This is a genomic window from Pedobacter sp. AC402 (genome assembly GCF_979252805.1).
The window spans coordinates 601,183-626,286 of record NZ_CEEDAI010000011.1 but is presented as its reverse complement, the minus strand read 5'-3'; the positions used below and the strand labels follow the sequence as shown (position 1 = coordinate 626,286).

The following is a 25,104-nucleotide window of genomic DNA, read 5'->3' as shown; positions in this document are numbered from 1 at the left end:
AAGTTTAACTTGGGTCAATTAGCTTTTTTAGTTTTAATATCATTACCCCCATTATGAAGAGATACTTTTTTTTATTTGCCCTATGCCTGTTCGTTTTTAGCCAAGTACACGCACAAAAAACAGATACTTTATCTATTACTTTGGATAATGTTAAATATCCTTACCCTGTTAAATATTTCCCGATCAATACTGAGGGGCAGGATGTAAAAATGGCTTATATGGATGTTGCGCCAACGGCCAATGCAAATGGAAAAACAGCCATCCTGTTTCATGGAAAAAATTTTGGGGGATATTATTGGACAAACGTAATTAAAGCTTTAACCAATGTAGGCTACCGCGTTATTGTACCCGATCAAATTGGCTTTGGTAAATCATCTAAAGCATATATTCATTACAGTTTCCACCAAATGGCCGCCTGGAACAAAAAATTGCTGGACACCCTTGGCATTCGAAAAACAGTAGTTTTAGGCCATAGCATGGGCGGGATGCTGGCCACGCGTTTTGCTTTAATGTACCCCGAAACAACAGAAAAACTGCTGCTCGAAAACCCTATCGGACTGGAGGATTACAAAACATTTATTCCTTACATTACAACAGCACAACAATACCAAACCGAACTTAAAACCACTGCAGAGAGTGTTCGGAAATATTATCAGGGATCTTACTTTACCTATTGGAAACCTGAATACGAATACCTGGTAAATATTGCAGGCGGCGTAACCAATAGCGCCGACTATCCACGATGGGCAAAAGTTGCGGCACTAACTTACACCATGATTTATGAGCAGCCAGTTGTATATGAATTTCAGAATTTAAAAGTACCTACCGTTTTATTTATCGGTAAAGAAGATAAAACCATCGTTGGAAAAGGGTTGCTTACACCCGATCAACAAGCATTGCATGGGCAATACCGACTTTTAGGAAAGCAAACGGCAGCCAAAATTATTGGAGCTAAAATTATAGAGTTTGATGCCTGCGGACACATCCCGCATATTGAAATCCCGACAGAATTTTTGGTGGCTTTAACGGGAAGCTTGTAACTTCATAAAAAGACCTCGCAGGTTTTTAAACGGCAAACTCCGGATTAACCTGCGAGGCCTCGGTCTAAATAAATTAATTAATCTCTTTCCCTACAATCTTATTAATGCCCTGCATTTCGAAATCGATATCTTTACCCATTGATTTCATTTTGCCATAAAGCTCAACCCTTAGGTGGCTGTTAAGCACAACACCAGTTTTAATATCAAGGAGCGTTTCTCCAGAGTTGGTTCCACTTAAATCAGTTTCCATTTTATTGCCCATCATTTCAAAAATCCCTTTAGATACCAATGTTCCTTTCACGCTCAATGTGGCAATATCATCTTTCACTTCTTTTAAAGTATACTGCGTAATGGTCTCAATTGGCATGCTCATTTGCATTTTGGTATCAACCGTCCAACTGTCGCCAATTTTAACAGCTCTTTCCGGATAAATTTTAAATGATGACTCCATCGTCTGTTTTACAATATCCATACTAAACTGCTTATTTAAAGCCGCCTTAATCTGCTCAACCTTATTGCTATCGGTACTCATTTTTTTCGCCATATTGTTAAGCATACGATCAATTCCGGCTACTGATTTAATACTTCCATTAGGCGTAACAATCATATAAAATGTTGCCCCCTTTAAACCTCCAAATGGATTTTTCATGGTACTGTCCTGGTCATCAGAATTGTAGGTCAACGTATTGCCCATACCAACAGATTTCATAAAAATCCTGTTATACGTTACCTTAACATCCTTTTCACCACTATGGCCTTCAGTTATGTCAAAAGTATAATCTGTACCAATATTTTGAGTTAAATGTATATCCTGGCCATCAATTTTCTGGTTAATGATCTGATCAGAAGTAATAGAAAAATCGTATTTATAACCTGTCGGATAATTTTGCTTCAATACATAAGTCTTTTGTGCAAAGGCACTGATTGAGATCAGTCCACAAATAATTGTTGTTACTATTTTCATTTGATAATTGATCATTTACCCTGCAGGCTGCTGCGCAAAAATGCGGCTTAACTGAAAATAAAGTTCGGGGTGTTTATCTCTTAACTGTTCAGGTTTTTCAAAGAAATATTCTGAAACCACAGCAAAAAATTCTGCCTCATTGGTGATGGCATAAGGATTAATATCCGACTTGTTATCTTCGATTTTTTGCATCTCCTCATGCATCATTTTAACCCAGGGCAAAGTATATTCGTGGGCAATTAAATTTTCAGGTACGCCATCCGTTGCACCATCCGATTTATCTAAAAGATGTACAAATTCATGTATTGCTGTATTTTCTTTTCCAGCACTTTTAGAAAAACCATGGCGAAGTGCAGAACGCGATAAAATCATCTGCCCGTTCATGTAACCTGTTCCCACCATGCCCATAATATTTCTTTCTCCACCTTCTTCAAACTGAAAATCTTTGTTAAAAGTATCCGGATACAATAAAACGCTGGTTAAATTTTTGTATTGCCAGTCGTCGAAGCCAAAAATTGGAATTACCGCGCTGGAGGCAATCAATAATTCATCTAAGGTGGTCATTTCCAACCCTACTGCTTCAATTTTAACGGTACTAAAAAATGAAGCTACTTTTTGTTCAAACCGAAGTTTATCCGTCGAATCGAGATTGTGGTAATAGCCCACATAATCATCCAATATTTTCTTGTCCACATCTGTTAATGGATCAACAACAACCTTTTTCTTCTTAAGGATGAGGTAAAGGGCAATCAGAAAAATAGGGATCAGGTAGGCAAATGGAAGGGAATTCATAAAAGGGATTACACGGGTTTATAGTAATTACACAGATTTAACAGATGGCACAATAGTGCCTAGCTTTCGATAATTTCTAATTGGGTTAAAACATTTTCGCGGGTAACCGGATAGGGTTTATTGTTAATTATCGCCTGATAAATGGCTTCGAAAAGCGGCAGATAACTTCCTACCTCCGATTGGATAATTTCCGCTGTCTTATTTCCATCGGCATCAATGGTGGTTAACAAACCCTCTTTACCATCGGCCTCAATTCCGTAACCCTCGTCGCTAAGTTTCATACCCGCCAACAACTGTTCTTCCTGGCTATCAGCTCTTTGCTTAACAAAACTACCATTAACGCCGTGCAGCACAAAAGCAGCCTGAGGATCTACCACCAACATGCTCGAGGTAACAAAAACCTGTACACTATCCGGATAACTCAGCTGGATGGAAAAATAATCATCAACCAGGGTTCCTACCCTATTTTTACCTAAAACTTTATGGAAACTTAGCGGCTTGCCAAATAAACTGATGACCTGATCCAACAGATGCGGACCTAAATCGTATAAAAGTCCGCTTGCCTCAACCGGATTTTCTTTAAAAGCTTTCGGTCCGATTACATTACGGTAACGATCGTAGCGTAAATGCATTTCATTGAGTTTACCAAGTTTACCGCTTTCCAAAACTTTTTTAACCGAGGTAAAATCGCTGTCCCAGCGGCGGTTTTGATAAAAGAAAATCTGTTTGCCAACACTATCGGCCAATTCAAAAAGTTCTTTAGCCTGTGCCACTGTAGCGGTAAAAGGCTTTTCTACTAAAATGTGTTTATGCTTGGTTAAAGCCGCTTTGGAATGCTCGTAATGTAAATTATTCGGGGTATTAATAACCACCAATTCTATTTCCTCATCATTTAAAAGTTCATCAACACTATTATAACTTGTAATATTTGGGTAATCATTTACCGCATTTTTCTGGCTTCGCTCTACAATTGCTTTTAAATTAAAACCGCTGTGTACCTGTAAAAATGGTGCATGAAAAACCTTACCCGACATGCCGTAAGCTAATAAACCTGCATTAATTGTTTTATTGATATTCGTATCCATAGGTTATAAATGTAACTAAAAATACATTTATCATTCAAGCTTTAATGTTAAAACCGTAAAGCTTTTACTTAAGCCTTACACCATTTTACACTATCTTTGTACACATGAAGCCATCGGAGATTAATGCCAAGTGGAAAGTTTTACAGGAAAGGATTTCTACTGAATTTGATTCGGATTTTCCTGATTTAAAAGTAATGCTTTTCCTTATTGGTGTACAGGAATTGGGCAAAGGGCCGAAGAAATATAGCAAACGTCAAAAAGAAGAGCTGATGCATATTGCTACCTGCCGCTTATTAAGCGAAATGGGTTTTTATGAATTAGAAGGTCTTGATCAGGACAGCTGGCCGCACTGGAAATTGATCAAAGCCATTCCTCCTTACACCATGCTTGAACAGGAAATGTTAATGAAATCGCTTGTGGTGAGCTATTTTGAGGATATTTATTCTGAAGATTAACTCCTATCCTACGCTCAGATCTTCCTGTTTCAAAAAAAATAAAATTATTACGTGGCTTATCTAATAATTTGTCACCCTGTTCTCCTTCGACATGATCCAGGTTTTTGGAAAGCAAAGCCATCTCCATTTTTTAATGGTAGCCAGGCTTTTCGCTATATCTCCCCACCCGATGAAGAATCGGGATCGGGAGGATGCCGCTTCAATCCCGTTTAAGTAATTCTTTTAGTGGTGCTATTTGAGGTTGCAGGGCGGCCGGAGTAATGTGCACTACCCTAGGTTAGCTAAACCTGATAGCAACGCAAAGCCCGTAACGAAGTGAAGGCTTGAAGTGGATAGCAGGGCTACCATAACCGATAAACATAGGAACCTGATTTTCAAAAAAAATAGAATTATTAAGTGATTTCTGTAATAATTTGTTACCCTGATCTCCTTCGACATGATCCAGGTTTTTGGAAAGCAAAACCATCTGCATTTTTTAATGGTAGCCAGGCTTTTTGCTATATCTCCCCACCCGATGAAGAATCGGGATCGGGAGGATGCGCCGCTCCATCCCGTTTAAATAATTCTTTCCCTGCTACTATTTGAGGTTGCAGGGCGGCCGGAGTAGTATGCACTACCCTAGGTTAGCTAAACCTGATAGCAACGGAAAGCCCGTAACGAAGTGAAGGCTTGAAGTGGATAGCAGGACTACCCTTACCGATAAACACAGGAACCTGATTTTCAAAAAAAATAGAATTATTAAGTGGCTTATCTAATAATTTCAACAATACATATTTTAAAGAGTTATCAACTTAAATAGCAGGTTTGCGAGAAAGTTGACAACTCGTAAACAAAAAACCCCAGTGGATGTACACCGGGGCTGCATTTATAATGACCTCATAGGTAGAGGGAAATTGCGATATTATCCTTGTTTTTGTGCACTCGCTTTTAATGCATCGTTAGCAACGATAACAATTTCTACACGACGGTTTGCTGCACGGCCTGCATCAGTTTCGTTATCTGCAATTGGCTCTGCAAAACCTTTACCAATGGTAACTAACCTTGATGATGGAACACCTTGAGAAACTGCATAAGCTTTAACTGCTGCTGCTCTTCTTTCTGATAAGCCCATGTTATATTGCTCTGTACCACGGCTATCGGTATGGCCAATAATTTTGATATCTGTATCAGGGTATTGGTTCAATGAAGAAGCTAAACTCTGGATATTTGTTTTAGCTGCATCTTTCAAAGCCGTTTTATCAAAATCGAATAAAATACCACTATCAAATTTTACGATAATTCCTTCTCCCTCACGAATAACCTCTGCATTAGGAATAGCTTTCTGGATTTCAGCTGCCTGCCTGTCCATTCTACGGCCGATAAAAGCTCCCGCTGTACCGCCAATAGCACCACCAATTAAAGCACCAACTGCTGTATTACCGGCTTTTTTACCGATTAATGCACCAATAACACCGCCAGCTGCAGCACCGATACCAGCTCCTTTTTGTGTTTTAGTTAAACTATCACAACTTTGGAATGCCATCGAACCTACTGCTAATCCTATACTTAATGTCGCTATTCTTACTCTTGAAATACTCATAATAATTTACATTTATAATTTCTACTCGTGCTATTCAAACACAATGCCAAAAACCACCTGAACAACATTTTATATACATTTTGAACGAATATTGCCACAAACCCGTACATTAAGCATAAAAAAAGAGCCCCTGTTTATGGAAACTCTTTGATAATGTATCATTCTTAGTACAAAAAGCTAAGCAGAGAAATAACTCTCCAATTCTTTTAATGTATTCTCGTCTGTTTTAAAATCTTTGATTACCTGTCCTTTTTCTACCAGTACAATCCTACTGCAAACATCTGTAACGTGATTTAGATCATGACTGGAAATAAAAGTGGTCATGTTTCCTGCCTGGTCTTTCAAAAGTTTCTTCAAGCGGATTTGCGTTGTTGGGTCAAGGTTGGCGAAGGGTTCATCTAAGATTAAGATTTCGGGCTTCTGCATCAGTGCAGCAGCTATACCAACTTTAACCTGGTTTCCTTTACTAAAATCGCGGATGTATTTGCCACTGTTCAGAATTTCTGCATTAAAAAATTCATTATACTGCTGTAGGTATGCAGAAACATCGGCAATGCTCATGCTGTGTAAGCTACCGATAAATATAAAATACTCTTCGGGCGTCAAATAATCGATCAGGAAACCTTCATCTAAAAACGATGCGGTGTAATTTTTCCAATTGTCACTTTGCATTACGTTTTCACCTTTTGATAAAACCTCGCCATTTGTGGGGCGGATTAAATCTAAAAGCATCCTGAAGAAAGTGGTTTTACCAGCGCCGTTATTTCCCACCAAACCAACAGTTTCGCCGGCAGCAATCTGCAAATCTTCGATGTTTACAACGGTTTTATCGCCATAAACTTTCTGTAAATTCTTAACTTCTAAAATCATAATTATTCTCTAAAGCCTTCGGCTATTTTATATCGTTGTTTTTCAAGTCGTTTTGCAATGTAGTTTACCCAAAACCCACGCAGAAATAACATGGCAAGGCCAAAAATGCCCACTACCGCCAAACCCCAATAAGGTTTATTTAACATGCCAAATGGTACATACATTAAAATCGGAGTTAGTGCATAAGGAAACATTAAAAGCCATTGCGTAGCTCCTGTGCCCTGGTAGTTAAAACTTGCTGCTTTTGTAATATCCAGTCTTTTATAATTCAAAGTGGCCAGATAAAGCACCACCACCGTTCCGAAACCGATGTTGTATAAATATGCCGCCAGGTGTAATAACAGCAATTTTGGACTTAAAAAGCCATAAAAACTGGCCAATAGGGTTATAATGGTACAGCCGATGGTAAAAAGTAGGAATTTAGCCTTAATGTAATCTTTAAAGTTAATTTTATTGGCCAATATCCCGTCGAAATGGGCACTTTGCCATGCAAACATAAACTGCCCGTAAATAATGATGGATACACCCGTCATAAAGATTGCGCCAAACATCATCTGCCCAAACGAATCAGTATTTATTGCTTTTTCTTTGTAGAAGATAAATCCATAAAAAAGAAAAAAGAAACCAAGAATGACTGCAGAACGTGGCCTTTTGTGGCGGAGAATTAATTTCAATTCAAGCGCGGCCAACTCGCCTACTTTTCCAAAACGGTTAAGAAAAGCATAATCGGTACTTCCTTTTTTCTCTTGCTTTTTGCTTAACTCTTCTACATATAAATTTTTACGTAAAAAATTAGTGTTGACGAAAAATATGGCAACCGCAGCAATGGTGAAACCAAATGCATATACCGGATGGGCAGCAATGGCCCTGAAAACAAAATCAGAAGCGGCCATGATCGAAATTACCTTATAATATTCGAGGGCGGCAAATGCGGCGATAACCACTAGGCCAACAAAAGTATAAAGGGTATTGGTAATCGATTTGCGCTTAATATACAGCACGAGGTAATTGTTAAAAATCATTACCGAAAATATCGCCACAATGTACATTAATGTAACCAGGCCACCATATAGAGGCAGAATTTTAATAAAAAAGAACGGAAGAAAGATAAAGAACGGCCAAAGATTAAACACCGAAAAGAGGGCTTTAACATTCAAAAATCTAATAATCTTACTTCTTTTTATCCGAAGGTGGAGATACGGTATTATACTAAGTGTTGGTAGTTCCTGAAATTGCAAACGCATAATAAAATCGAATGCGAAGTAAAAAAGAATAATGCCGTTGAAGCTTTTTATTACATCCTGATCAGGAAAAAAGTAATTCAGCAGATGAGACATTCCGAAACCCGCCCCAAGTGCCAAAATAAAAAAATAGAGCATAAAAAACCCCAAAACAACCTGTCCGGCTATACTACTGCCACGGTTCCGCGAACGCCAAAATGATTTTCTTTGATGGCTTAAAAAAGTACTCAGCATATTTAGTTTAGATGTTTGATTTAGTCAATATACCTATTAGTATGCATTATGCAGAAAATGTTACACTAATATTTGTATTTGTCTTTCCAGTTTTGCCTAAGCTTTTCTCTCAGCTTCTCTTCTGCGGCATTTTTACCCGGATCGTAAAGTTTAGTACCACTTAATTCATCAGGAAAATATTCCTGTGGAGAAAAATTACCTTCATAGCCATGCGAATACTGATAATCTTTTCCATATCCTATATTTTTCATCAATTTAGTAGGTGCATTACGGATATGCAAGGGTACAGGTAAATTGCCCGTTTGTTTAACTAAAGCCTGCGCTTTATTAATGGCTTCGTATGATGCATTACTTTTAGGCGAACTGGCCAGATAGGTTACACATTGCGAAAGTATTATCCGTGCCTCGGGATAACCGATTACATTTACTGCGGTAAAACAGTTATTGGCCAATAATAAGGCATTTGGGTTGGCATTACCAATATCTTCTGAAGATAAAATCAATAACCTGCGTGCAATAAACAGCGGGTCTTCGCCACCTTCTATCATCCGCGCCAGCCAGTAAACAGCCGCATTGGGATCGCTCCCACGGATAGATTTTATAAATGCCGAAATAATATCGTAATGCTGTTCTCCGGCTTTATCATACAAGGCAAGGTTCTGCTGTGCGTGTGCCAGCACATTTTCGTTGGTGAGCACAATTTTATTTCCGCCAATACCGTTGATGGCAATTTCGAGTACGTTTAATAATTTTCGCGCATCGCCACCAGATAATCGGATTAAAGCTTCGTGCTCTTTTATTGATATTTTTTTCTCTGCAAGTGTTGTATCTTTTTTAATGGCCGTTTGCAATAAACCAACCAGTTCGGTTTCTGTTAAAGACTTTAAAATGTATACCTGGCAGCGGGAAAGTAATGCGGAAATGACTTCGAAAGATGGATTTTCGGTTGTTGCACCAATTAGTGTAACTAAGCCCCGCTCTACCGCACCGAGCAAGCTATCTTGTTGCGATTTACTGAAACGGTGAATCTCATCGATAAATAGAATTGGTAAACCCAAAAAGCTGTCTTTTAACTGCGCCGCACGGTCAATTACTTCTCGAATATCTTTTACACCACTATTTATGGCACTCAAATTAAAAAAAGGGCGATCTAATGCCTGCGAAATGATATAGGCTAAAGTTGTTTTGCCAACGCCTGGCGGGCCCCAAAAAATCATGGACGGCAGTTGACTGCTTTCTATTGCTTTACGTAAAACTGCTCCTTCTCCAACCAGATGCTGTTGACCAACATATTCATCAAGATTTTGAGGGCGCATACGTTCGGCTAATGGAGGCAGGTTTTGCATAATGGTAAATATATAAAAATTGAGTATTTTGTTTGTCGATTATTTACTAACCAAATATCGAAAGCACTTGCTCCTGGCTAAAACAAAAGGACAGCTGCTTTAGTTCTAATTTAATATTATGGACATTAAAAACTTAGATCACCTTGTACTAACAGTTGCCAATTTAGAAAGCACCTGCAAATTTTACAGCCTTGCCCTGGGAATGGAAATTATTGAGTTTGGCGAAAACAGAAAAGCTTTAAAATTTGGCGATCAAAAAATTAACCTTCACCAATACGGAAGCGAAATTGAGCCTAAAGCCTTTAAACCCATGCCCGGAACGGCCGATTTATGTTTTATTACCGATTTTCCACTACGGGAAGTAATGCAGGAACTTAAAGAAAAATGCATCGAAATTGAAGAAGGACCTGTGGAACGGACAGGTGCAAATGGTAAAATTACATCCATTTACCTCCGCGATCCGGATATGAATTTAATTGAGGTGAGCAATTACTTGTAACCAAGCAGTTTTTTTGCCACGGAAACACTGATTGACAGGGAAATTATTCAGCATCATTACCAAGCAAGTGGGAATCTTAATGCGCATTACAATACTGAATAATTTGGTACTAAGTTTTTCATCCCATCCTTTACTTGCATTAAGATACCCAATCAAGTTCGGACGTTACGAGGGAATTATGCTTCAAAATCTAATCCTCTATTTTAGAATGGTGCTTGGTATCTTTCATGGTTGTGTACAAAATCAACGAGATTAAAATACATCCGGTTACATACCAATAGAAATAACTTTCGTGCCCTATATTTTTGAACCACAAGGCAAAATATTCTGCCGTGCCACCGAAAATGGCAACAGTTAAAGCATAAGGCAAACCTACGCCTAAAGCCCTGATTTCGGCAGGAAACAGCTCTGCCTTAACTACAGCATTAATGCTGGTATAGCCACTTACAATAATTAAAGCACCAATCATCAATAAAAAAATGATTGTGGTATTTGTTTCGCCTGCCAATCCGGTTAAAATTGGATAAGTACATAAAGTACCCAGCACACCAAAGCCGATCAATAAGGGTTTGCGGCCTATTTTATCGGATAGTAAACCAAACAAAGGCTGCATAATGGCAAAAACCAGTAACGAAATAAAGGATAATGTGGTAGAAGTTTCCTTGGTGAGGTGCACTGTATTTACCAGGAATTTCTGCATATAAGTACTAAACGTGTAAAATGCGATTGTTCCGCCTAAGGTTAAGCCTACTACGGTAAAAACTTCTTTTGGGTATTTTAACAATACCGCTATACCGCCTTTTTTATCTGCCGAGCTTTTGTTTTTAAATGCAGCAGTTTCGTCTATATGCCTGCGCAGATACAAAGCGATAAAAGAGAGTATGGCCCCAATAAAAAAGGGAATGCGCCAGCCCCAATCGTGAAGTTCGGCAGGCGTAAGTAACCAGTTTTGTAAAATGAGCTGAATGCCCAAAGCCAACAATTGTCCGCCGATTAGCGTAACGTATTGAAAACTGGAGTAAAAGCCACGGTGTTTTTTGGTAGCCATTTCACTCAAGTAAGTTGCTGAGGTTCCGTATTCTCCACCGGTACTCAAACCTTGAATTAACCTGGCAAAAATCAGCAATAATGGAGCGGCAATACCAATCTGTTTGTAGCCTGGCGTTAAGCCAATAATTAGTGAGCCTATCGCCATAATGAGCACAGAAAGCGTCATTGATTTTTTCCTACCCAATTTGTCGGCAATACTCCCAAACAACCAGCCACCAATAGGCCGCATTAAAAAACCTACGGCAAAAATTCCGGCGGTATCCAATAATTGTGCTGTTGGGTTGCTATTCGGGAAAAATGCTGGAGAAAAGTAAAGGGCAAAAGCCGAATAGGTGTACCAATCGTACCACTCTACAAGGTTACCCACCGAACCACCAAAGATTGATTTCAAACGGTATTCTACACCTTTGATTTCGTTCTGTTTTGATGTTTTTTCCATATGGTGAATTATTGGTGAGAAAATTGGACTTACCGAGTTTGTAACGCCAGAAATGAAACTTAAATCAATACCGGTTGTTAATCAAAAATATGATATTTTTATAAAGAAAGAGCGAAGTTATTTTCATTCTGGTGCTTATTTACTCCTTCTTTCATCAACACTCAATCCTAATAAAATGAAAGATAATTTTTCTACACAATCAGCAGAATATGCGATATACAGACCAACTTATCCGCAGGAGCTTTACGAATATTTATTCACTTTAGTAAAAAATAAGGATGCAGCCTGGGATTGTGCCACAGGAAATGGGCAGGTTGCGCGAATATTGGCCAATCATTTTACGGCTGTTTACGCAACAGATATTAGCGAGAATCAGCTAAAAAATGCTTTACAACTTCCAAATATCACTTACAAAGTTGAACCTGCAGAACAAACTTCGGTAGCCGACAATACTTTCGACTTGATTACTGTTGCACAAGCCATCCATTGGTTTAATTTTGAAGCATTTTATGCAGAAGTTAAGAGAACCTTAAAACCTGATGGCCTTTTCGCAGTAATTGGCTACGGCATCATGTTTATTGATAAAAAAGTTGATAAAGCAGTACATAAGCTTTATGAGGACATTTTAGGCAAGTATTGGGACAGCGAACGGCGATATATTGAGGAGGGTTATAAAACAATCCCTTTCCCTTTTAAAGAAATTGCTGCACCTCATTTCCAAATCAAAACCACCTGGAATTTTAACCAATTAATTGGCTATTTAAATACCTGGTCATCCTTGCAGCACTATAAAAAGGCCAATGACCGTAATCCATTGGAGTATATGTTTACTGAACTTAAAGAAGCTTGGGGCAATGATGCCGAGAAAGATGTTCACTTCCCGGTTTTATTGCGGATTGGGAGGTAAGTTTAACCACAAAGCAAAAGAAGAAAAATACAATGATCGCAAAGGTGGATATTATCAGTACTCTGCGCTTCTTGGCGAAATCCTCCGTGTTCTTTGCGGTAAAAATCAAAGAACTATTTCAGCAATTCAATAATACCTAAAACAGTCAGTTTTTACCACAGAGGGAACAAAGGTAAGGCACAGAAAACACTGAGTTAATTTACAGATGGAATAATTATCAACCTCTATATTCTCTGTGAGAACTCGATGATCTCTGTGGTTAATTAATCTTTTAGCCAACTTTAAAGCACCTAAAACAGTCAGTTTTTACCACCGAGGGAACAGAGGTAAGGCACAGAAAACACTGAGTTAATTTCCAGATGGAATAGCTATTAACCTCTATATTCTCTGTGAGAACTCGATGATCTCTGTGGTTAATTGATCATTTAGCCAACTAAAACCACCTAAAACAGTCAGTTTTTACCACCGAGGGAACAGAGGTAAGGCACAGATAACAGTGAGTTAATTTACAGATGGAATAGTTATTAAACTCTATGTTCTCTGTAGTTAATTGATCATTTAGCCAACTTTAAAACCACCTAAAACAGTCAGTTTTAACCACCGAGGGAACAGAGGTAAGGCACAGAAAACACTGAGTTAATTTCCAGGTAGGATAGTTATTAACCTCTATGTTCTCTATGAGAACTCCATGTTCTCTGTGGTTAATTAATCTTTTAGCAACTCCAGAATACCTAAAACAGTCAGTTTTTTCTGCTCACCACTTTGCATGTCTTTTAGGGTAAGTTCGCCACTGGCAATTTCATCTCCTCCGATTAATATCACATAAGGGATTTTTTTCGCATCAGCATAAGCCATCTGTTTTTTCAATTTCGCTGCACTTGGGTACAATTCGGCAGAAATACCTGCATTTCTTAATTGTTGAACAATTGGCAAAGCATATTTTTCAGCTTCTGCATCAAAGTTGCTAATCAATACTTTTGTGCCAACTTCTGTAGTGGCAGGGAAAAGGTTCAGTTCTTCCAATACATCGTAAATGCGGTCGGCCCCGAAAGAAACACCAACTCCGGTTAAATCTTTTAACCCAAACATTCCTGTTAAATCATCGTATCTACCGCCACCGCCAATACTGCCCATGGCTACTTCGTTGGTTTTAACCTCGAAAATACAGCCGGTATAATAGTTTAAGCCCCGAGCCAATGTAATATCGAGTTCCAATTTAGCGGTTAGTGGCAAGCCATAAGAAATCAGACTTTCTACATATTCAAAAACCTGCTCAATTTCTGCTATACCTTTTAAACCTGTTTCAGATTCTGCCAATACATCTTTTAAACTGGCTATTTTTTCTTCGTTACGGCCTTCCAGTAAAATTACCGGACGGAGTTTTTCTAAATCAGTTTCAGTAAAACCACGCTCAATAAGTTCTTTACTTACTCCATCCAAACCGATTTTATCCAGTTTATCAATGGCAACAGTCATATCGATAATTAAATCTGGTTTGCCAATAATTTCAGCAATGCCAGATAAAATTTTCCGGTTGTTAATTTTTATTGTAAAATCTTTTAGTCCCAATTTGTTCAAAGCTTCATTGTAGATTAAAATAAATTCGGCTTCGTTCAGCAAACTTTCAGATCCTACTACATCTACATCGCATTGATAAAACTCGCGATAACGGCCTTTTTGCGGTCGATCGGCCCGCCATACGGGTTGCACCTGGAAACGTTTAAAAGGTAATGTAATTTCGTGCTGGTGCATTACTACATAGCGTGCAAAAGGCACAGTTAAATCGTAACGCAGGGCTTTTTCAGAGATTAAGGAGATTAGCTTATTGCTATTGTCATCTTCAGCGAAATCGAAAGATTTTTTTTTAGGATCTTTAAGATACTCGCCGCTATTTAAAATTTTAAAAATCAGTTTATCGCCTTCGTCACCATACTTACCGGTTAAAGTAGACAGATTTTCGAAGCTTGGGGTCTGGATTTCTGCGTAACCATATTTCCTGAAAACCGTTTTAATGGTATCATAAATAAAATTGCGTTTTACCATTTCAACCGGAGTAAAATCGCGGGTACCTTTAGCTAATGAGGGTTTAATAACTGACATAGCCGCAAAAGTACAAAAATGTAAGGTTTAATCCTTGCAGGTTTTTAAATGTAATATTAAATAAACTTGCAGATGCTAATTGTAAACTGCCAATGTTAACTGATTTGGGCGTTACCCAAGCTACGCAAGGGGCGGGCTTTTTCAGGGCTTCGCTTCGCTTCCGGTACCGATGAAGGATCGGCACTGAACCCTTACAATCCCTAACGCGAACTTTGCTTATGAGACCTCGCAGGTTTTGAAAACCTGCGAGGTTTGAAAAGTCATTTCCCTAACACTTCTTTTACCATTTCCCTGTTTGGTTTAGAAACTGGTATTTTATCGCCATTATTCATTAAAAGCGTTCCGCCATCTTCTTTTAACCAGCTTTTTACAAATTTTGGGTTAACCAAATGGCTTTGGTGTGCCCGCACAAAACCGTGCGGTTTTAGCAGATCGGAGTATTCTTTCAGTGGTTTCGAAATCAGGATTTTATCGCCATTGCTTAAAAAGAAAAAAGTGTAAGTATTATCGGCCACACAACGCACTATATCATCAACAGGAACATAACGGATTTCATGCTGCTGTGGTAAGGCAATTTTCGGAATACCTGGTTCATTTTTTTTGATCTGACTCAGTAAAAAATTGAGCTGCTCGCCATGTATTTTGTTTTTGATCCTGATTTCGGCCTTTGCAACAGCGGCTTTCAACTCCTCAGCATCTACTGGCTTAAGCAGGTAATCTAAAGCTGCGAATTTTACAGCCTGAATACCATAATTATCGTAGGCGGTTACAAAAACAACTTCAAAAGTTTTCTCATTAAGTTGGTTTAATAAATCGAAACCAGTTGTTTTACCCATCTGTATGTCTAAAAAAAGCAGATCGGGATGATGGAGATTAATCTGGTAAAAAGCATCTTGTACATTGCTCGCACTGGCTACTACTTTAATATCCGAACAATGTTTACCCAATAAAATCTTTAAATTTTCTAAATTGGCTGCTTCATCGTCTACTAAAATTGCCCGCATCTTATAACCATTGGCTTAGTGTGATTTTAATTATTGTTCCTTCATTATTTGCTTTCACATCCAGCAAAAATGGGGTTTCCTTATAAATCGAATTTAGTAAAGATATTCTGTTCTTGGTTAATGCCAAGCCCAAACCCGTATAATCTTTTGCAACATCGAAACCGCTGCCATTATCTTTTACACTCAATATAAGATCTGTGAATTTTTTAATAAAATTAATTTCGATCCTACCATCATTTCCCTTTTCGGCAATACCATGTTTTACGGCATTTTCTACAAAGGGCTGTAAGAGGCATAGCCGGAATTTCGATATTCTCCACATCTAAATCAGGTGAAGCACTAATCTGGTATTGAAAACCAAAGCGCAGTTGCTCCATCTGCAAATAATCGTCGAGCAAGGTCTTCTCAGAAGTTAAACTGATGAGCTCTTTATGATCTAACACATTCCGTGTTAGTCGTGCAAATTTAATAAGGTAGCGATTGGCATTATCGATTTCATTTTTGTTCATCAGGTTTTGAATACCTGCAAGTGCATTAAATAAAAAATGAGGGTTTAATTGCGAACGAACAGATTCTAACCGGAGTTTCGCAATTTCTTTTTCCTGAGATTTCTGACCAAGTAACTTGGCTGCTTTTTTTTTTCGGTTATTAAGGATTAGAACCGCAATAGATGCACAAAACCCACCAATTATGGCACTTCTCCATAGGTCTTTGGATGTGAAAAAATTTTCTTTTGGTTCCTCTACTGTAAAAGGAAATTCTTTAGCCAATGTATTGTCTTTAAAAAAATAATAACTATGAGTTTTGGGATAGACGGAAACTTTGTATCTACCGGGCTTCGAAAAATCCTTAACATCAATATCCCCAATTACCAAATCAGTACCTTGAATCAATTTCCATTTAGGTTCAAGCAAAGCAGAAGAATGAGCATCAATGTTTTCTACCATTACAGAATAAAGCATGTTAAAATCTGTACTTTTCATTGCAACCCTTAAACCTTTAACTTTTTCTGCTACAATAAACCTAGAATTTTTTTCGATATCCCGCGTTAATTTTTTTTCCAACAACTTGAATGATAGCAATCTTGGCGGTAAAATTTGCTTGTTGTATATGATTACTGCTGTGATTTTTTTTTCACTATCAGTTCTGAAAATTTGAACTTCTATTTTCTTATTCACTACATTAAACGCGCCTAAATCTATAGCTACATAATTTGGAAGCATACTCCCCTCGCCCCATTTATATTTTATTTTAGTTGGGATTGCATCCTTTTTAAGTATTACAGAATCATTCTCTATAATTGAATACCTGTAAAAACTCAAACTGTCTTTCTGGATCCGGCTTTCAAGCTCAATTGATGTTGCGCCTTTTAATAAAACTACATTCCCTAAAGGAAAGTTAGGCAGATATTCAAATGTTGAAACTTTTTTTGTGCCACTATCAACCAATAGAAATAAATTGCATTTTGAATATTTTTTAGCGATAGAATAATGTTTAGTATTACCATATTCATCAACCAGATATTTATTTTTCTGTGCATTCGCCACTAAAGCAAAAAGCAATAAAGAAAGGGAAAGAATTAATTTTTTCATGCGTTTAATTTTCCATAAACATCTTGTAAAAAATTTGCTTAAGAAACCTTAAAACAGGATGCGGCATGAATAAACTTTTAAAAGTGAGCGTTGAGAAAGGATTTAGATTTGAGAGGAATTATATTTTTCGAAGAGATGTATTTCACTACCATTGACTGGGTTGAAAAGAAAAATCGTCATCTCGACTGAAGCGTAGTCCCGAACGTTCGGGAGAGAGACCTATGTTAGATAGATTTCTCGGCTGCGCTGCACTTCGCTCGAAATGTCGGTTAGCTGGAGATAATATCGCCTTATTACCCTCCAGCTTTTTTTACTTTATAGCCATCTTTCTGAAGGATACCTATTACTTTATCGCGTACATCGCCCTGGATCATGATTTCGCCATCTTTAACGGAGCCGCCTACACCACATTTTGTTTTTAGCATTTTGCCTAAAACATCTAAATCTTCTGATTTACCCCTGAAACCTGTAATTAATGTTACTGCCTTACCTCCCCTGTTTTTTTTATCGAGCATTACCCTTAAATCCTGCTGATTGTTTGGCGAGGTAACGGTATCATCAACTTCTTCTTCGTATTCGAATTCAGGATTGGTAGAATACATAATTCCGCCAAGATCACTTAAACTATTTTTCTTTGGTTTCATGTTTTATAAAATTCATTGGTTTACTGGCAATTGGTTCATCGTATGTTGGTTAATCGGTTAACTCCTTAAATCGGTTAATCGACTCCAAAACTCCAAACCGATTCTTTGTTCATTAGCCGATAGTCCATAGTTGATCGTTTATTCGCCAAATCGGCTCCAAACGCTACACGCCTTACGCTAAACTCAAGGCACAATCACTTTCAACGAAAGCGGCTTTATCATTGCTTCTATCTCTGTACCCATTTGTAAAGGTTCGCCATCTACATGCACCGCGCCTGCTTCTTCCCTAATAATTTTAATATTTTTTCCTTTAATAATTTCAATCATGTCTGATGTTTCGGCCTTGCCCCTTAACATTACATAACCCAAAACTGGCAATTTTATTATCGGAAAAGGTTTAATAATACAAACATCAAGCAAACCATCTTTTACTGATGCATTAGGCGAAATAAAAACATCGTTTCCGTATTGAGAGGAATTAGCAATGCTAATGGCAAAAGCTTTTCTTGAATATTCAACACCATCGATATTTAACAGGTAAGTTTGTGCTTTATAGTTAAAAACTTCTTTAAAACCCAGCTTTACATAACCCGATAACCCGCGTTTTTTATCTCTCGAAAAAACAGCACTTAAATGTGCATCGAATCCCATTCCTGCCAAATTAAAAAAGCATTTCTGGTTAAACTCTGCAGTATCAATTTCATCTATTTTAAAATTATTGATGATGGAAAGGGCATACTTCAAATTTTTCGAAATATTTAAAAACCTGGCCAGGCCATTGCCTGATCCCAGTGGCAGAATGCCTAAAGTTTTATCATGCTTTAAAACTTTTGTGGCCACTTCGTTTATTGTTCCATCCCCACCCGCAGCAATAATTACATCGAAATTTTTGGTTGCTGCTTCATCAGCAAGTTCGCCGGCATGGCCAACGTATTCGCTAAAAACGAAATTCGGGCTAAACTTTTCTTTATCCAGATATTTATCAATAAAATCGGGAATACGTAATTTCCCTCTCCCACCAGAGATAGGGTTTATGATAAAGAGGATATTGATCTTTGTGTGCAAAGTGTAAGAATGAGTGCACAAAATAATCTATAATTTTTGAAATAAAGAAAATATGCTAATTTTGCGACAGTAAAAAGTGGATTGATTTGCTATCCCGATACTTCGGGACCGGATTGCAACCACTTAAAAAAATTGCTAATACCTCCTTTCAATACTTTAAAAACCTGTTTACAAGGGGTTTGGCAATCTTAAATTTGTTTATTTATCATTAAATATTTAATAAATGTCATATTTATTTACATCAGAATCTGTTTCTGAAGGTCACCCAGATAAAATCGCCGATCAAATTTCGGATGCGTTAATTGATAATTTTTTAGCTTTCGATCCGGAATCAAAGGTTGCCTGCGAAACTTTGGTTACTACTGGTCAGGTTATTTTAGCTGGTGAGGTAAAATCTAAAACTTATTTAGATGTACAACAGATTGCGCGTGATGTAATTAAGAAAATCGGTTACACCAAAAGTGAATATATGTTTGAGGCCAACTCTTGCGGAATATTATCTGCAATACACGAGCAATCTCAAGACATTAACCAGGGTGTAGATAGATCGAATAAAGAAGAACAAGGTGCTGGCGATCAGGGTATGATGTTTGGTTATGCCACCAACGAAACTGAAGATTATATGCCTTTGGCATTAAACCTTTCTCATAAATTATTACAGGAACTGGCTGTTTTGCGCCGCGAAAATAATGAAATCACATATTTACGTCCGGATGCAAAAAGCCAGGTAACTTTAGAATATGATGATAACAATAAACCAGTTCGCATTGATGCCATTGTAATTTCTACACAGCACGATGATTTTGATGAAGAAACGGCAATGTTGGCTAAAATCAAAACTGATCTGGTAAACATCCTTATTCCTAGAATTATCAAAAATAACCCTGCTTACGCACACTTATTTAATGATAAAATCGAGTACCACATTAACCCGACCGGTAAATTTGTAATTGGCGGTCCGCATGGTGATACTGGTTTAACCGGAAGAAAAATTATTGTTGATACTTATGGTGGTAAAGGTGCACATGGTGGTGGCGCATTTTCGGGTAAAGATCCAAGTAAAGTAGATAGAAGTGCTGCATATGCTACACGCCATATCGCTAAAAACCTGGTGGCAGCTGGTGTTGCTGATGAAATTCTTGTTCAGGTATCGTATGCTATTGGTGTTGCAAAACCAATGGGTATTTACATCAATACTTATGGAACGGGCAAAGTGGGTAAAACAGATGGAGAAATTGCTAAAATTGTAGAATCGATTTTTGATATGCGCCCTTACTTTATTGAGCAACGTTTAAAATTAAGAAATCCAATTTATAGCGAAACTGCTGCTTACGGGCACATGGGCCGTACGCCTGAAACAGTGAGCAAAACTTTTAGAACCCCAAATGGTGAGGAAAAAACAGTTACTGTTGATCTGTTTACCTGGGAGAAATTAGATTACGTAGATCAGGTTAAAACTGCTTTTGGTATTTAATTCTTATAATTTTATATGAAAAGGCGTTTTGTATTATGCAAAACGCCTTTTTTATTGCGTTAAACTTGCGAAGTTTGCTTGTGCCGTGGGCCTGTTTGAACTTTGTAAGTTGGCTAACCTTTTTTTTGAAAGCCAGATTTGAAGTTGTTCGAAATAAAATTCAACTTATTTTAAAGATTATTTAGCTTCATAAATGCCATTTCTTTTTCAGCAATATGATCATCATCTATCGCATAAGATTTGATATTGGCAATTTTCATTTCATCAATTACATCTACAAAATTCTGGAATCTTGCGGTTTTGCTCGGCTTAATAATAACGATTATATATTTGGCTGGATTGTGTTGATGGGTTTGGGCAACCAACTGTTCATTTGCCATGATTCCTTTTTGAATATCAGCCACTGGTATAACTTTCATATTTGCCTTTTCGATGGTACCCATGTAACAAACGGTCTTGTTATTTTTTCCCAACAAGATCGTCATGGTGCGCGATTCGGGGTAATTAACGACCAAACCAACATTGGTTTTATCCGGCTTGGCGATATCTGCTGCATTTAAAGAGCCCAAAGAAGTGGTGAGCATAAAAAACGTGGTTAATAAAAACATCAGATCTACCATTGCAGTAAGATCTACCCTTGGTGCAGATTTTTTGGTTCTTCCTTTTGCAGCCTTGCCGCTTTGAGATTCGTTTAGCGTTGCCATAATATTTAGGTTTTTTAATGATGATGACAAGCCAGATGAAATTGCATAAAAAAAGCGGTTAAAAATTTAACCGCTAAACAAAAATCCTCATTCCGAAGAGGAACGATGAAGATGATACATTACTTCACCGCCTCAATTACCCCGCAACCTACTCTTGGGCCTGAATTACCTGTAGGCTGTGTAGTATAATCATCGGTGCCACCATGCACAATAATACCGCGGCCAATTATGTTTTTAACATCGCCATCTTTAATATTCCATCTATCGGTAGTTACCGAAAGTGTGGCATGGCCTTTACCGTCTAACTTAATGTTGCCAATATCGCCACTATGGTAAGCACCAGATCCCCATTTTCCATGCGCTTCTTTGGTAGGGTTCCAATGGCCGTGGGTATTTTCGCCCATATTGCCGCAATCGCCATGTTCGTGAAAATGCACAGCAACATTACTGTCGGCCCGTGCAGCAAAATTCATTTCAATATCCATTTTAATTTTTCCATCGCTCAATTCGTAAAACTTTGCCGTTCCAATGGTTTTACTATTGTCGGCTGTTTCGGTTAATGTGGCTTGGGCAATTTCTTTGTCGGTTTTTGTACAGGCACTTACAAACGCAACACCTGCAATGGCTAAGCTTAAAAGATATTTTTTCATTATTTCAAAATTTAGTTCACATAACAAACAGATTGACAATCATTTGGTTTGCTTTAAAAAGAGCAAGTGCCAAAACCATTTCCAATACGACTTGTTTACTCAATATAAAATCGTATAACTATGGAACGCCCAGTTGCAATGAACACTTTGAGTCAAATTTTAGAGAAATTGAGGCTGAAAGGAAAAGATAATGAACTAAAAATTTCTGATCATGGTAAGATGCAAAGTAAATCATTAGGTAAAATTTACCGCCCTGAAGATTTAACTATTGTTAAAACTTACCGCTTTGAAGGAGATTCGGATCCGGCAGATAATTCTGTACTTTATCTTGTGGAAGATCAGGACAAGAATATTGGATATATATTAGATGCCTATGGAATCTATTCGGACAATGACGGTCCATCTTTCGACGATTTCTTAAAAAAGATTCCGACGGAAAATAGAGATGAGCAGGAATTGTTTGCTTAAAAGCTAACATTTAATATTGGGGAGAATCGGCGTAATCTGATTCTCCCTTTTTTATTTAAAAAAAATTGGGAAGGTATATTTCCGTAATTTTGCGCCTCATTTACGAGCCCCCTGATGAAAAGCAAAATTAATATTCCTCCAATACCCGCTGTTTTACTGTCTATCATCAGTGTGCAGTGCGGCGCGGCAATTGCAAAAGGGCTTTTTCCACAAATCGGGGCTGCAGCTACAGCATCACTACGGATCGGATTATCTGCCGTAATTTTATTCATCGCTTTTAGGCCAAACCTATTTAAACTTAATGCCAAACAATGGAAATATGTAATTCTTTACGGCGTTTGTTTGGGCGTAATGAATATGGTATTTTACATGGCCATTGCCCGCATACCAATCGGTTTAGGCGTAACTTTAGAATTTGTTGGCCCACTGGGGCTGGCCATTTTTGGCTCTAAAAAACCTGTCGATTTTTTATGGGTATTACTGGCCGCTGCGGGTATTGCATTAATTGCCCCGTGGACAAGCACTGGCCTAAATGTTGGTGGCGTGTTACTTGCTCTTTTAGCTGGTGTTTTTTGGGCTGCTTATATTATACTTGGCGGTAGAATTTCGAAAATTATGAAGGGTGGCGATGCCGTGGCCATCGGGATGTTATTTGCCACAATAGTGATACTGCCATTTGGTATTTTTGGTGGCGGATTTGGTACATTAAACCCTAAATTAATAGGTTTAGGAGCAGCACTTGCTCTACTATCAAGTGCCATTCCATTTACCTTAGAAATGAGAGCCCTTAAGCAGCTTCCTGCCCGGACTTTCAGTATTTTAATGAGTCTTGAACCTGCCATGGCTTCACTGGCGGCATTGGTTTTTCTGCACGAATACCTATCTTTAACAGAATGTTTTGCTGTTGCATTTGTGGTAATTGCTTCTGCCGGCTCATCTTTAACAGCCAAACGTGCAAAATTGTAACTAAGCCAGTTTTTCGGTTTTGTAAATCACAATATCATCTGTAAGCGTTGCAGCCTGTTCAACAAAGCTTAAAATGTAAGGTTGCTTATTGTGCGCATCCAAACCCAACTGATCTTTCCATTCTTCCTGAAAGATGAAAGTACGATCACTTACAGATTCATGCAAATCGTATTGGATACATGCTTCCTCTTTACGAGAATTAGCCACCATATCCAATAAAACAGCTTTTAAAGCTGCTGTTGTTGTTTCTTTGCTCTTAACTATTGCTGTTAGATAAATGCTCATATATTGCTGTGTTTAAAAAATTTTTAGTTAAATGTTCTTGGTGTAATTTTAATGCGCCTATAATATCCACATTTTTTTCTACGTCATGAAAGTGGATTCCGTTTATCCTTTCCATCCCGGTAAAAGCATTCATTCTATGAAAACCGAATAACACACCATCATCTATACTGGTTTGCATAAAAAATTCTCCAGGTATTGTAAAAGCTTCTTTAGGTGCATTCCATGATGAGGTTACCATATATTTGCGCCCGTGCAACATGCCACCGGTTCCGTAATTTCTGGTTGGGTTATCTGCCTTGCGGCCATCGCTTATGTAAATTCCATTTTTATGCCCTTGGGTGAACACTACATCTATATATTTTTTAAAGCCATGCGGTAACTGGAACCACCAAATTGGCGTATGGTAAATAATCACATCGGCCCAAACATATTTCTCTACTTCTTCTTTTGGGTTATAATCATGGTTAATATTGGTTGTTTTCACCTCAAAACCATCTGCTGATGAAAAGAAAATCGGCCGTTGCATCGGCTATCGTTTCGTTAAATCTTCCTCCCGAGTGCCCAAACTTTTGGCCTCCGTTAATGATGAATATTTTTGTCATTTCGTATTTCTATTTTTGATACCACAAAATTATGCCCTGCCCAAGTATTATTAAAATAAGTTAATTCATATCTTTGTATCAGAAATATAATACTTAAGCATGGTTAATTTAGAATGGTACAGAAGTTTTAAAGCGATTTATAAAACCGGAACTTTAACTGGTGCAGCAGAAAACCTGTTTATTTCGCAACCGGGCGTAAGCTTGCATTTAAGTTCTTTGGAAAGTTACGTTGGCTACAAACTTTTTGAGCGTACAGGAAGAAAAATGATCCCGACAGAAAAAGGTAAAGTATTGTATAATTTTATAGTAGAACCGCTGGCAAAGCTTGAGGATGCTGAAAAACATTTTCAAAAAAGCACCGAAAAACATACGCCAACCATTAGTGTGGGCATGTGTTTTGAAACTTTTCAGATTACACTCGAACAATATATTTCTACCTTGCCTTTTAATGTGATTATCCGTTTTGGAGATTATCCTGAAATGCTCGATCAGTTGGATAAAGGTATTTTAGACTTAATTATTACACCGCAAAAAGGAAATTCGCCCAATATTGCGCACGAGGCATTTTCATCAGAAACCATTGTTTTGGTAGGTGGCACAGAAACAGACAGTGGCACTTTTAACGCCTTGGTTAAAAAGAAAGATTTACCAGGGATGGAAGCCTGGCTAAAACAACAAAAGTGGTATGGTACCGCAGGTGATATGGAACATCTTTTACGTTTTTGGCAACTTAATTTTGGCAAACATGCCGATTTCAGGCCAAATTATATTGTTCCGAACCTTAACTCAATTGTGCGCTGTTTATCTGGTGGAAAAGGCCTGGCCATTATTCCCGATTTCCTTTGTAAAAAAGAAGTGGAAGATGGAAAGGTAAAAGTAATATGGGAAGGCACATCAAAACTGACCAATACATTATACTTTGGTTGTAGGAAAAACACCCAATATGCATCAGAAATCCATATAATTAAAAAACTTTTTAAGGAGGTTATGGTTAGTATATAGTTTGAAATGATGTTGGTTAATCCTTTTATTATTTGAAACTTAGATAA

At 37.8% G+C, this 25,104-nt stretch carries 26 protein-coding genes; 8 read left to right on the top strand and 18 right to left on the bottom strand.

The window, feature by feature from the left end:
• Positions 1–53 precede the first annotated feature (53 nt).
• Positions 54–1,040, top strand: coding sequence for an alpha/beta fold hydrolase (locus AC0IWE_RS21690; protein WP_055909339.1), 987 nt, complete (start codon positions 54–56; stop codon positions 1,038–1,040).
• A gap of 73 nt (positions 1,041–1,113) precedes the next feature.
• On the opposite strand, the gene AC0IWE_RS21685 is transcribed toward AC0IWE_RS21690, so the two are convergent.
• Genes AC0IWE_RS21685 through AC0IWE_RS21675 form a run of 3 tightly spaced genes read right to left on the bottom strand, consistent with a single transcriptional unit; the run spans position 1,114 to position 3,881 of the window.
• Positions 1,114–2,004, bottom strand: a complete 891-nt coding sequence (locus tag AC0IWE_RS21685; protein WP_471794692.1) for a DUF6263 family protein — start codon at positions 2,002–2,004, stop codon at positions 1,114–1,116.
• Between the two features lie 15 nt (positions 2,005–2,019).
• Complete coding sequence (locus AC0IWE_RS21680; RefSeq protein WP_055909345.1) at positions 2,020–2,796, bottom strand: M90 family metallopeptidase; 777 nt, start codon at positions 2,794–2,796, stop codon at positions 2,020–2,022.
• Between the two features lie 59 nt (positions 2,797–2,855).
• Entirely contained in the window at positions 2,856–3,881 is a 1,026-nt protein-coding gene (locus AC0IWE_RS21675; protein ID WP_471794691.1) for a Gfo/Idh/MocA family oxidoreductase, read from the bottom strand.
• Positions 3,882–3,985: 104 nt separating this feature from the next.
• On the opposite strand from AC0IWE_RS21675, the gene AC0IWE_RS21670 reads away from it, so the two are divergent.
• A complete protein-coding gene (locus AC0IWE_RS21670; RefSeq protein ID WP_471794690.1) occupies positions 3,986–4,336 on the top strand; it encodes a hypothetical protein in 351 nt (116 codons plus the stop codon).
• A gap of 901 nt (positions 4,337–5,237) precedes the next feature.
• On the opposite strand, the gene AC0IWE_RS21665 is transcribed toward AC0IWE_RS21670, so the two are convergent.
• From AC0IWE_RS21665 to AC0IWE_RS21650, 4 genes are all read right to left on the bottom strand, one after another.
• On the bottom strand, positions 5,238–5,915 hold the full coding sequence (locus tag AC0IWE_RS21665) for a YiaD family glycine zipper/OmpA-like lipoprotein (protein WP_200912303.1): 678 nt from the start codon (positions 5,913–5,915) through the stop codon (positions 5,238–5,240).
• A 177-nt stretch (positions 5,916–6,092) separates the two neighbouring features.
• A complete protein-coding gene (locus tag AC0IWE_RS21660) occupies positions 6,093–6,785 on the bottom strand; it encodes an ABC transporter ATP-binding protein (protein WP_055909365.1) in 693 nt (230 codons plus the stop codon).
• Positions 6,786–6,787: 2 nt separating this feature from the next.
• Positions 6,788–8,260 carry a DUF5687 family protein gene (locus AC0IWE_RS21655; protein ID WP_055909369.1) on the bottom strand — a complete coding sequence of 491 codons (1,473 nt, stop codon included), beginning with the start codon at positions 8,258–8,260 and terminating at the stop codon, positions 6,788–6,790.
• Between the two features lie 65 nt (positions 8,261–8,325).
• Complete coding sequence (locus AC0IWE_RS21650; protein ID WP_471794689.1) at positions 8,326–9,606, bottom strand: replication-associated recombination protein A; 1,281 nt, start codon at positions 9,604–9,606, stop codon at positions 8,326–8,328.
• A gap of 118 nt (positions 9,607–9,724) precedes the next feature.
• Between AC0IWE_RS21650 and AC0IWE_RS21645 the strand changes: the two genes are divergently transcribed.
• Positions 9,725–10,105, top strand: coding sequence for a VOC family protein (locus AC0IWE_RS21645; protein ID WP_055909375.1), 381 nt, complete (start codon positions 9,725–9,727; stop codon positions 10,103–10,105).
• A 190-nt stretch (positions 10,106–10,295) separates the two neighbouring features.
• On the opposite strand, the gene AC0IWE_RS21640 is transcribed toward AC0IWE_RS21645, so the two are convergent.
• Complete coding sequence (locus tag AC0IWE_RS21640) at positions 10,296–11,594, bottom strand: MFS transporter (protein WP_471794688.1); 1,299 nt, start codon at positions 11,592–11,594, stop codon at positions 10,296–10,298.
• Between the two features lie 175 nt (positions 11,595–11,769).
• Here AC0IWE_RS21640 and AC0IWE_RS21635 point away from each other — a divergent pair, with 175 nt between their 5' ends.
• On the top strand, positions 11,770–12,501 hold the full coding sequence (locus tag AC0IWE_RS21635; RefSeq protein ID WP_471794687.1) for a class I SAM-dependent methyltransferase: 732 nt from the start codon (positions 11,770–11,772) through the stop codon (positions 12,499–12,501).
• Positions 12,502–13,206: 705 nt separating this feature from the next.
• Here AC0IWE_RS21635 and hisS read toward each other — a convergent pair.
• The 6 genes from hisS to AC0IWE_RS21605 form a co-directional block, all read right to left on the bottom strand.
• Positions 13,207–14,601 carry a histidine--tRNA ligase gene (hisS, locus tag AC0IWE_RS21630; protein ID WP_471794686.1) on the bottom strand — a complete coding sequence of 465 codons (1,395 nt, stop codon included), beginning with the start codon at positions 14,599–14,601 and terminating at the stop codon, positions 13,207–13,209.
• A gap of 260 nt (positions 14,602–14,861) precedes the next feature.
• Positions 14,862–15,605, bottom strand: coding sequence for a LytR/AlgR family response regulator transcription factor (locus tag AC0IWE_RS21625; protein ID WP_471794685.1), 744 nt, complete (start codon positions 15,603–15,605; stop codon positions 14,862–14,864).
• A gap of 1 nt (position 15,606) precedes the next feature.
• A complete protein-coding gene (locus AC0IWE_RS21620) occupies positions 15,607–15,927 on the bottom strand; it encodes an ATP-binding protein (RefSeq protein WP_471794684.1) in 321 nt (106 codons plus the stop codon).
• A complete protein-coding gene (locus AC0IWE_RS21615; RefSeq protein ID WP_471794683.1) occupies positions 15,839–17,197 on the bottom strand; it encodes a histidine kinase in 1,359 nt (452 codons plus the stop codon). Before AC0IWE_RS21615 ends, AC0IWE_RS21620 begins: the two co-directional genes overlap by 89 nt.
• A gap of 293 nt (positions 17,198–17,490) precedes the next feature.
• Positions 17,491–17,841 (bottom strand): translation initiation factor, encoded by a 351-nt coding sequence (locus tag AC0IWE_RS21610; RefSeq protein ID WP_471794682.1) that lies wholly within the window; start codon positions 17,839–17,841, stop codon positions 17,491–17,493.
• A gap of 183 nt (positions 17,842–18,024) precedes the next feature.
• On the bottom strand, positions 18,025–18,906 hold the full coding sequence (locus AC0IWE_RS21605; protein WP_471794681.1) for a diacylglycerol/lipid kinase family protein: 882 nt from the start codon (positions 18,904–18,906) through the stop codon (positions 18,025–18,027).
• Between the two features lie 223 nt (positions 18,907–19,129).
• On the opposite strand from AC0IWE_RS21605, the gene metK reads away from it, so the two are divergent.
• Complete coding sequence (gene metK / locus AC0IWE_RS21600; RefSeq protein WP_471794680.1) at positions 19,130–20,380, top strand: methionine adenosyltransferase; 1,251 nt, start codon at positions 19,130–19,132, stop codon at positions 20,378–20,380.
• 170 nt (positions 20,381–20,550) lie between these two features.
• On the opposite strand, the gene AC0IWE_RS21595 is transcribed toward metK, so the two are convergent.
• Both AC0IWE_RS21595 and AC0IWE_RS21590 read right to left on the bottom strand, forming a co-directional pair.
• Positions 20,551–21,084, bottom strand: a complete 534-nt coding sequence (locus AC0IWE_RS21595) for an ExbD/TolR family protein (protein ID WP_471794679.1) — start codon at positions 21,082–21,084, stop codon at positions 20,551–20,553.
• A gap of 119 nt (positions 21,085–21,203) precedes the next feature.
• On the bottom strand, positions 21,204–21,734 hold the full coding sequence (locus AC0IWE_RS21590; RefSeq protein ID WP_235526075.1) for a superoxide dismutase family protein: 531 nt from the start codon (positions 21,732–21,734) through the stop codon (positions 21,204–21,206).
• A gap of 120 nt (positions 21,735–21,854) precedes the next feature.
• Between AC0IWE_RS21590 and AC0IWE_RS21585 the strand changes: the two genes are divergently transcribed.
• Positions 21,855–22,202, top strand: coding sequence for a hypothetical protein (locus tag AC0IWE_RS21585; RefSeq protein ID WP_055909404.1), 348 nt, complete (start codon positions 21,855–21,857; stop codon positions 22,200–22,202).
• A gap of 114 nt (positions 22,203–22,316) precedes the next feature.
• Entirely contained in the window at positions 22,317–23,168 is an 852-nt protein-coding gene (locus AC0IWE_RS21580) for an EamA family transporter (RefSeq protein WP_055909407.1), read from the top strand.
• Here the strand turns inward: AC0IWE_RS21580 and AC0IWE_RS21575 are convergent, their stop codons facing one another.
• Both AC0IWE_RS21575 and AC0IWE_RS21570 read right to left on the bottom strand, forming a co-directional pair.
• Complete coding sequence (locus AC0IWE_RS21575; RefSeq protein ID WP_471794678.1) at positions 23,169–23,453, bottom strand: putative quinol monooxygenase; 285 nt, start codon at positions 23,451–23,453, stop codon at positions 23,169–23,171.
• Positions 23,425–23,979: an NAD(P)H-dependent oxidoreductase gene (locus tag AC0IWE_RS21570; RefSeq protein ID WP_471794677.1), complete on the bottom strand. Its 555-nt coding sequence runs from the start codon at positions 23,977–23,979 to the stop codon at positions 23,425–23,427. The genes AC0IWE_RS21575 and AC0IWE_RS21570 overlap by 29 nt, the downstream gene beginning before the upstream one ends.
• A 175-nt stretch (positions 23,980–24,154) precedes the next feature.
• Between AC0IWE_RS21570 and AC0IWE_RS21565 the strand changes: the two genes are divergently transcribed.
• Positions 24,155–25,057: a LysR family transcriptional regulator gene (locus tag AC0IWE_RS21565; RefSeq protein ID WP_471794676.1), complete on the top strand. Its 903-nt coding sequence runs from the start codon at positions 24,155–24,157 to the stop codon at positions 25,055–25,057.
• Positions 25,058–25,104: the final 47 nt, after the last annotated feature.

Coding starts and splice junctions, on each gene's coding strand:
- AC0IWE_RS21690 (WP_055909339.1), top strand. CDS start 54: ATGAAGAGATACTTTTTTTTATTTGCCCTATGCCTGTTCGTTTTTAGC.
- AC0IWE_RS21685 (WP_471794692.1), bottom strand. CDS start 2,004: ATGAAAATAGTAACAACAATTATTTGTGGACTGATCTCAATCAGTGCC.
- AC0IWE_RS21680 (WP_055909345.1), bottom strand. CDS start 2,796: ATGAATTCCCTTCCATTTGCCTACCTGATCCCTATTTTTCTGATTGCC.
- AC0IWE_RS21675 (WP_471794691.1), bottom strand. CDS start 3,881: ATGGATACGAATATCAATAAAACAATTAATGCAGGTTTATTAGCTTAC.
- AC0IWE_RS21670 (WP_471794690.1), top strand. CDS start 3,986: ATGAAGCCATCGGAGATTAATGCCAAGTGGAAAGTTTTACAGGAAAGG.
- AC0IWE_RS21665 (WP_200912303.1), bottom strand. CDS start 5,915: ATGAGTATTTCAAGAGTAAGAATAGCGACATTAAGTATAGGATTAGCA.
- AC0IWE_RS21660 (WP_055909365.1), bottom strand. CDS start 6,785: ATGATTTTAGAAGTTAAGAATTTACAGAAAGTTTATGGCGATAAAACC.
- AC0IWE_RS21655 (WP_055909369.1), bottom strand. CDS start 8,260: ATGCTGAGTACTTTTTTAAGCCATCAAAGAAAATCATTTTGGCGTTCG.
- AC0IWE_RS21650 (WP_471794689.1), bottom strand. CDS start 9,606: ATGCAAAACCTGCCTCCATTAGCCGAACGTATGCGCCCTCAAAATCTT.
- AC0IWE_RS21645 (WP_055909375.1), top strand. CDS start 9,725: ATGGACATTAAAAACTTAGATCACCTTGTACTAACAGTTGCCAATTTA.
- AC0IWE_RS21640 (WP_471794688.1), bottom strand. CDS start 11,594: ATGGAAAAAACATCAAAACAGAACGAAATCAAAGGTGTAGAATACCGT.
- AC0IWE_RS21635 (WP_471794687.1), top strand. CDS start 11,770: ATGAAAGATAATTTTTCTACACAATCAGCAGAATATGCGATATACAGA.
- hisS (WP_471794686.1), bottom strand. CDS start 14,601: ATGTCAGTTATTAAACCCTCATTAGCTAAAGGTACCCGCGATTTTACT.
- AC0IWE_RS21625 (WP_471794685.1), bottom strand. CDS start 15,605: ATGCGGGCAATTTTAGTAGACGATGAAGCAGCCAATTTAGAAAATTTA.
- AC0IWE_RS21620 (WP_471794684.1), bottom strand. CDS start 15,927: ATGTGGAGAATATCGAAATTCCGGCTATGCCTCTTACAGCCCTTTGTA.
- AC0IWE_RS21615 (WP_471794683.1), bottom strand. CDS start 17,197: ATGAAAAAATTAATTCTTTCCCTTTCTTTATTGCTTTTTGCTTTAGTG.
- AC0IWE_RS21610 (WP_471794682.1), bottom strand. CDS start 17,841: ATGAAACCAAAGAAAAATAGTTTAAGTGATCTTGGCGGAATTATGTAT.
- metK (WP_471794680.1), top strand. CDS start 19,130: ATGTCATATTTATTTACATCAGAATCTGTTTCTGAAGGTCACCCAGAT.
- AC0IWE_RS21595 (WP_471794679.1), bottom strand. CDS start 21,084: ATGGCAACGCTAAACGAATCTCAAAGCGGCAAGGCTGCAAAAGGAAGA.
- AC0IWE_RS21590 (WP_235526075.1), bottom strand. CDS start 21,734: ATGAAAAAATATCTTTTAAGCTTAGCCATTGCAGGTGTTGCGTTTGTA.
- AC0IWE_RS21585 (WP_055909404.1), top strand. CDS start 21,855: ATGGAACGCCCAGTTGCAATGAACACTTTGAGTCAAATTTTAGAGAAA.
- AC0IWE_RS21580 (WP_055909407.1), top strand. CDS start 22,317: ATGAAAAGCAAAATTAATATTCCTCCAATACCCGCTGTTTTACTGTCT.
- AC0IWE_RS21575 (WP_471794678.1), bottom strand. CDS start 23,453: ATGAGCATTTATCTAACAGCAATAGTTAAGAGCAAAGAAACAACAACA.
- AC0IWE_RS21570 (WP_471794677.1), bottom strand. CDS start 23,979: ATGCAACGGCCGATTTTCTTTTCATCAGCAGATGGTTTTGAGGTGAAA.
- AC0IWE_RS21565 (WP_471794676.1), top strand. CDS start 24,155: ATGGTTAATTTAGAATGGTACAGAAGTTTTAAAGCGATTTATAAAACC.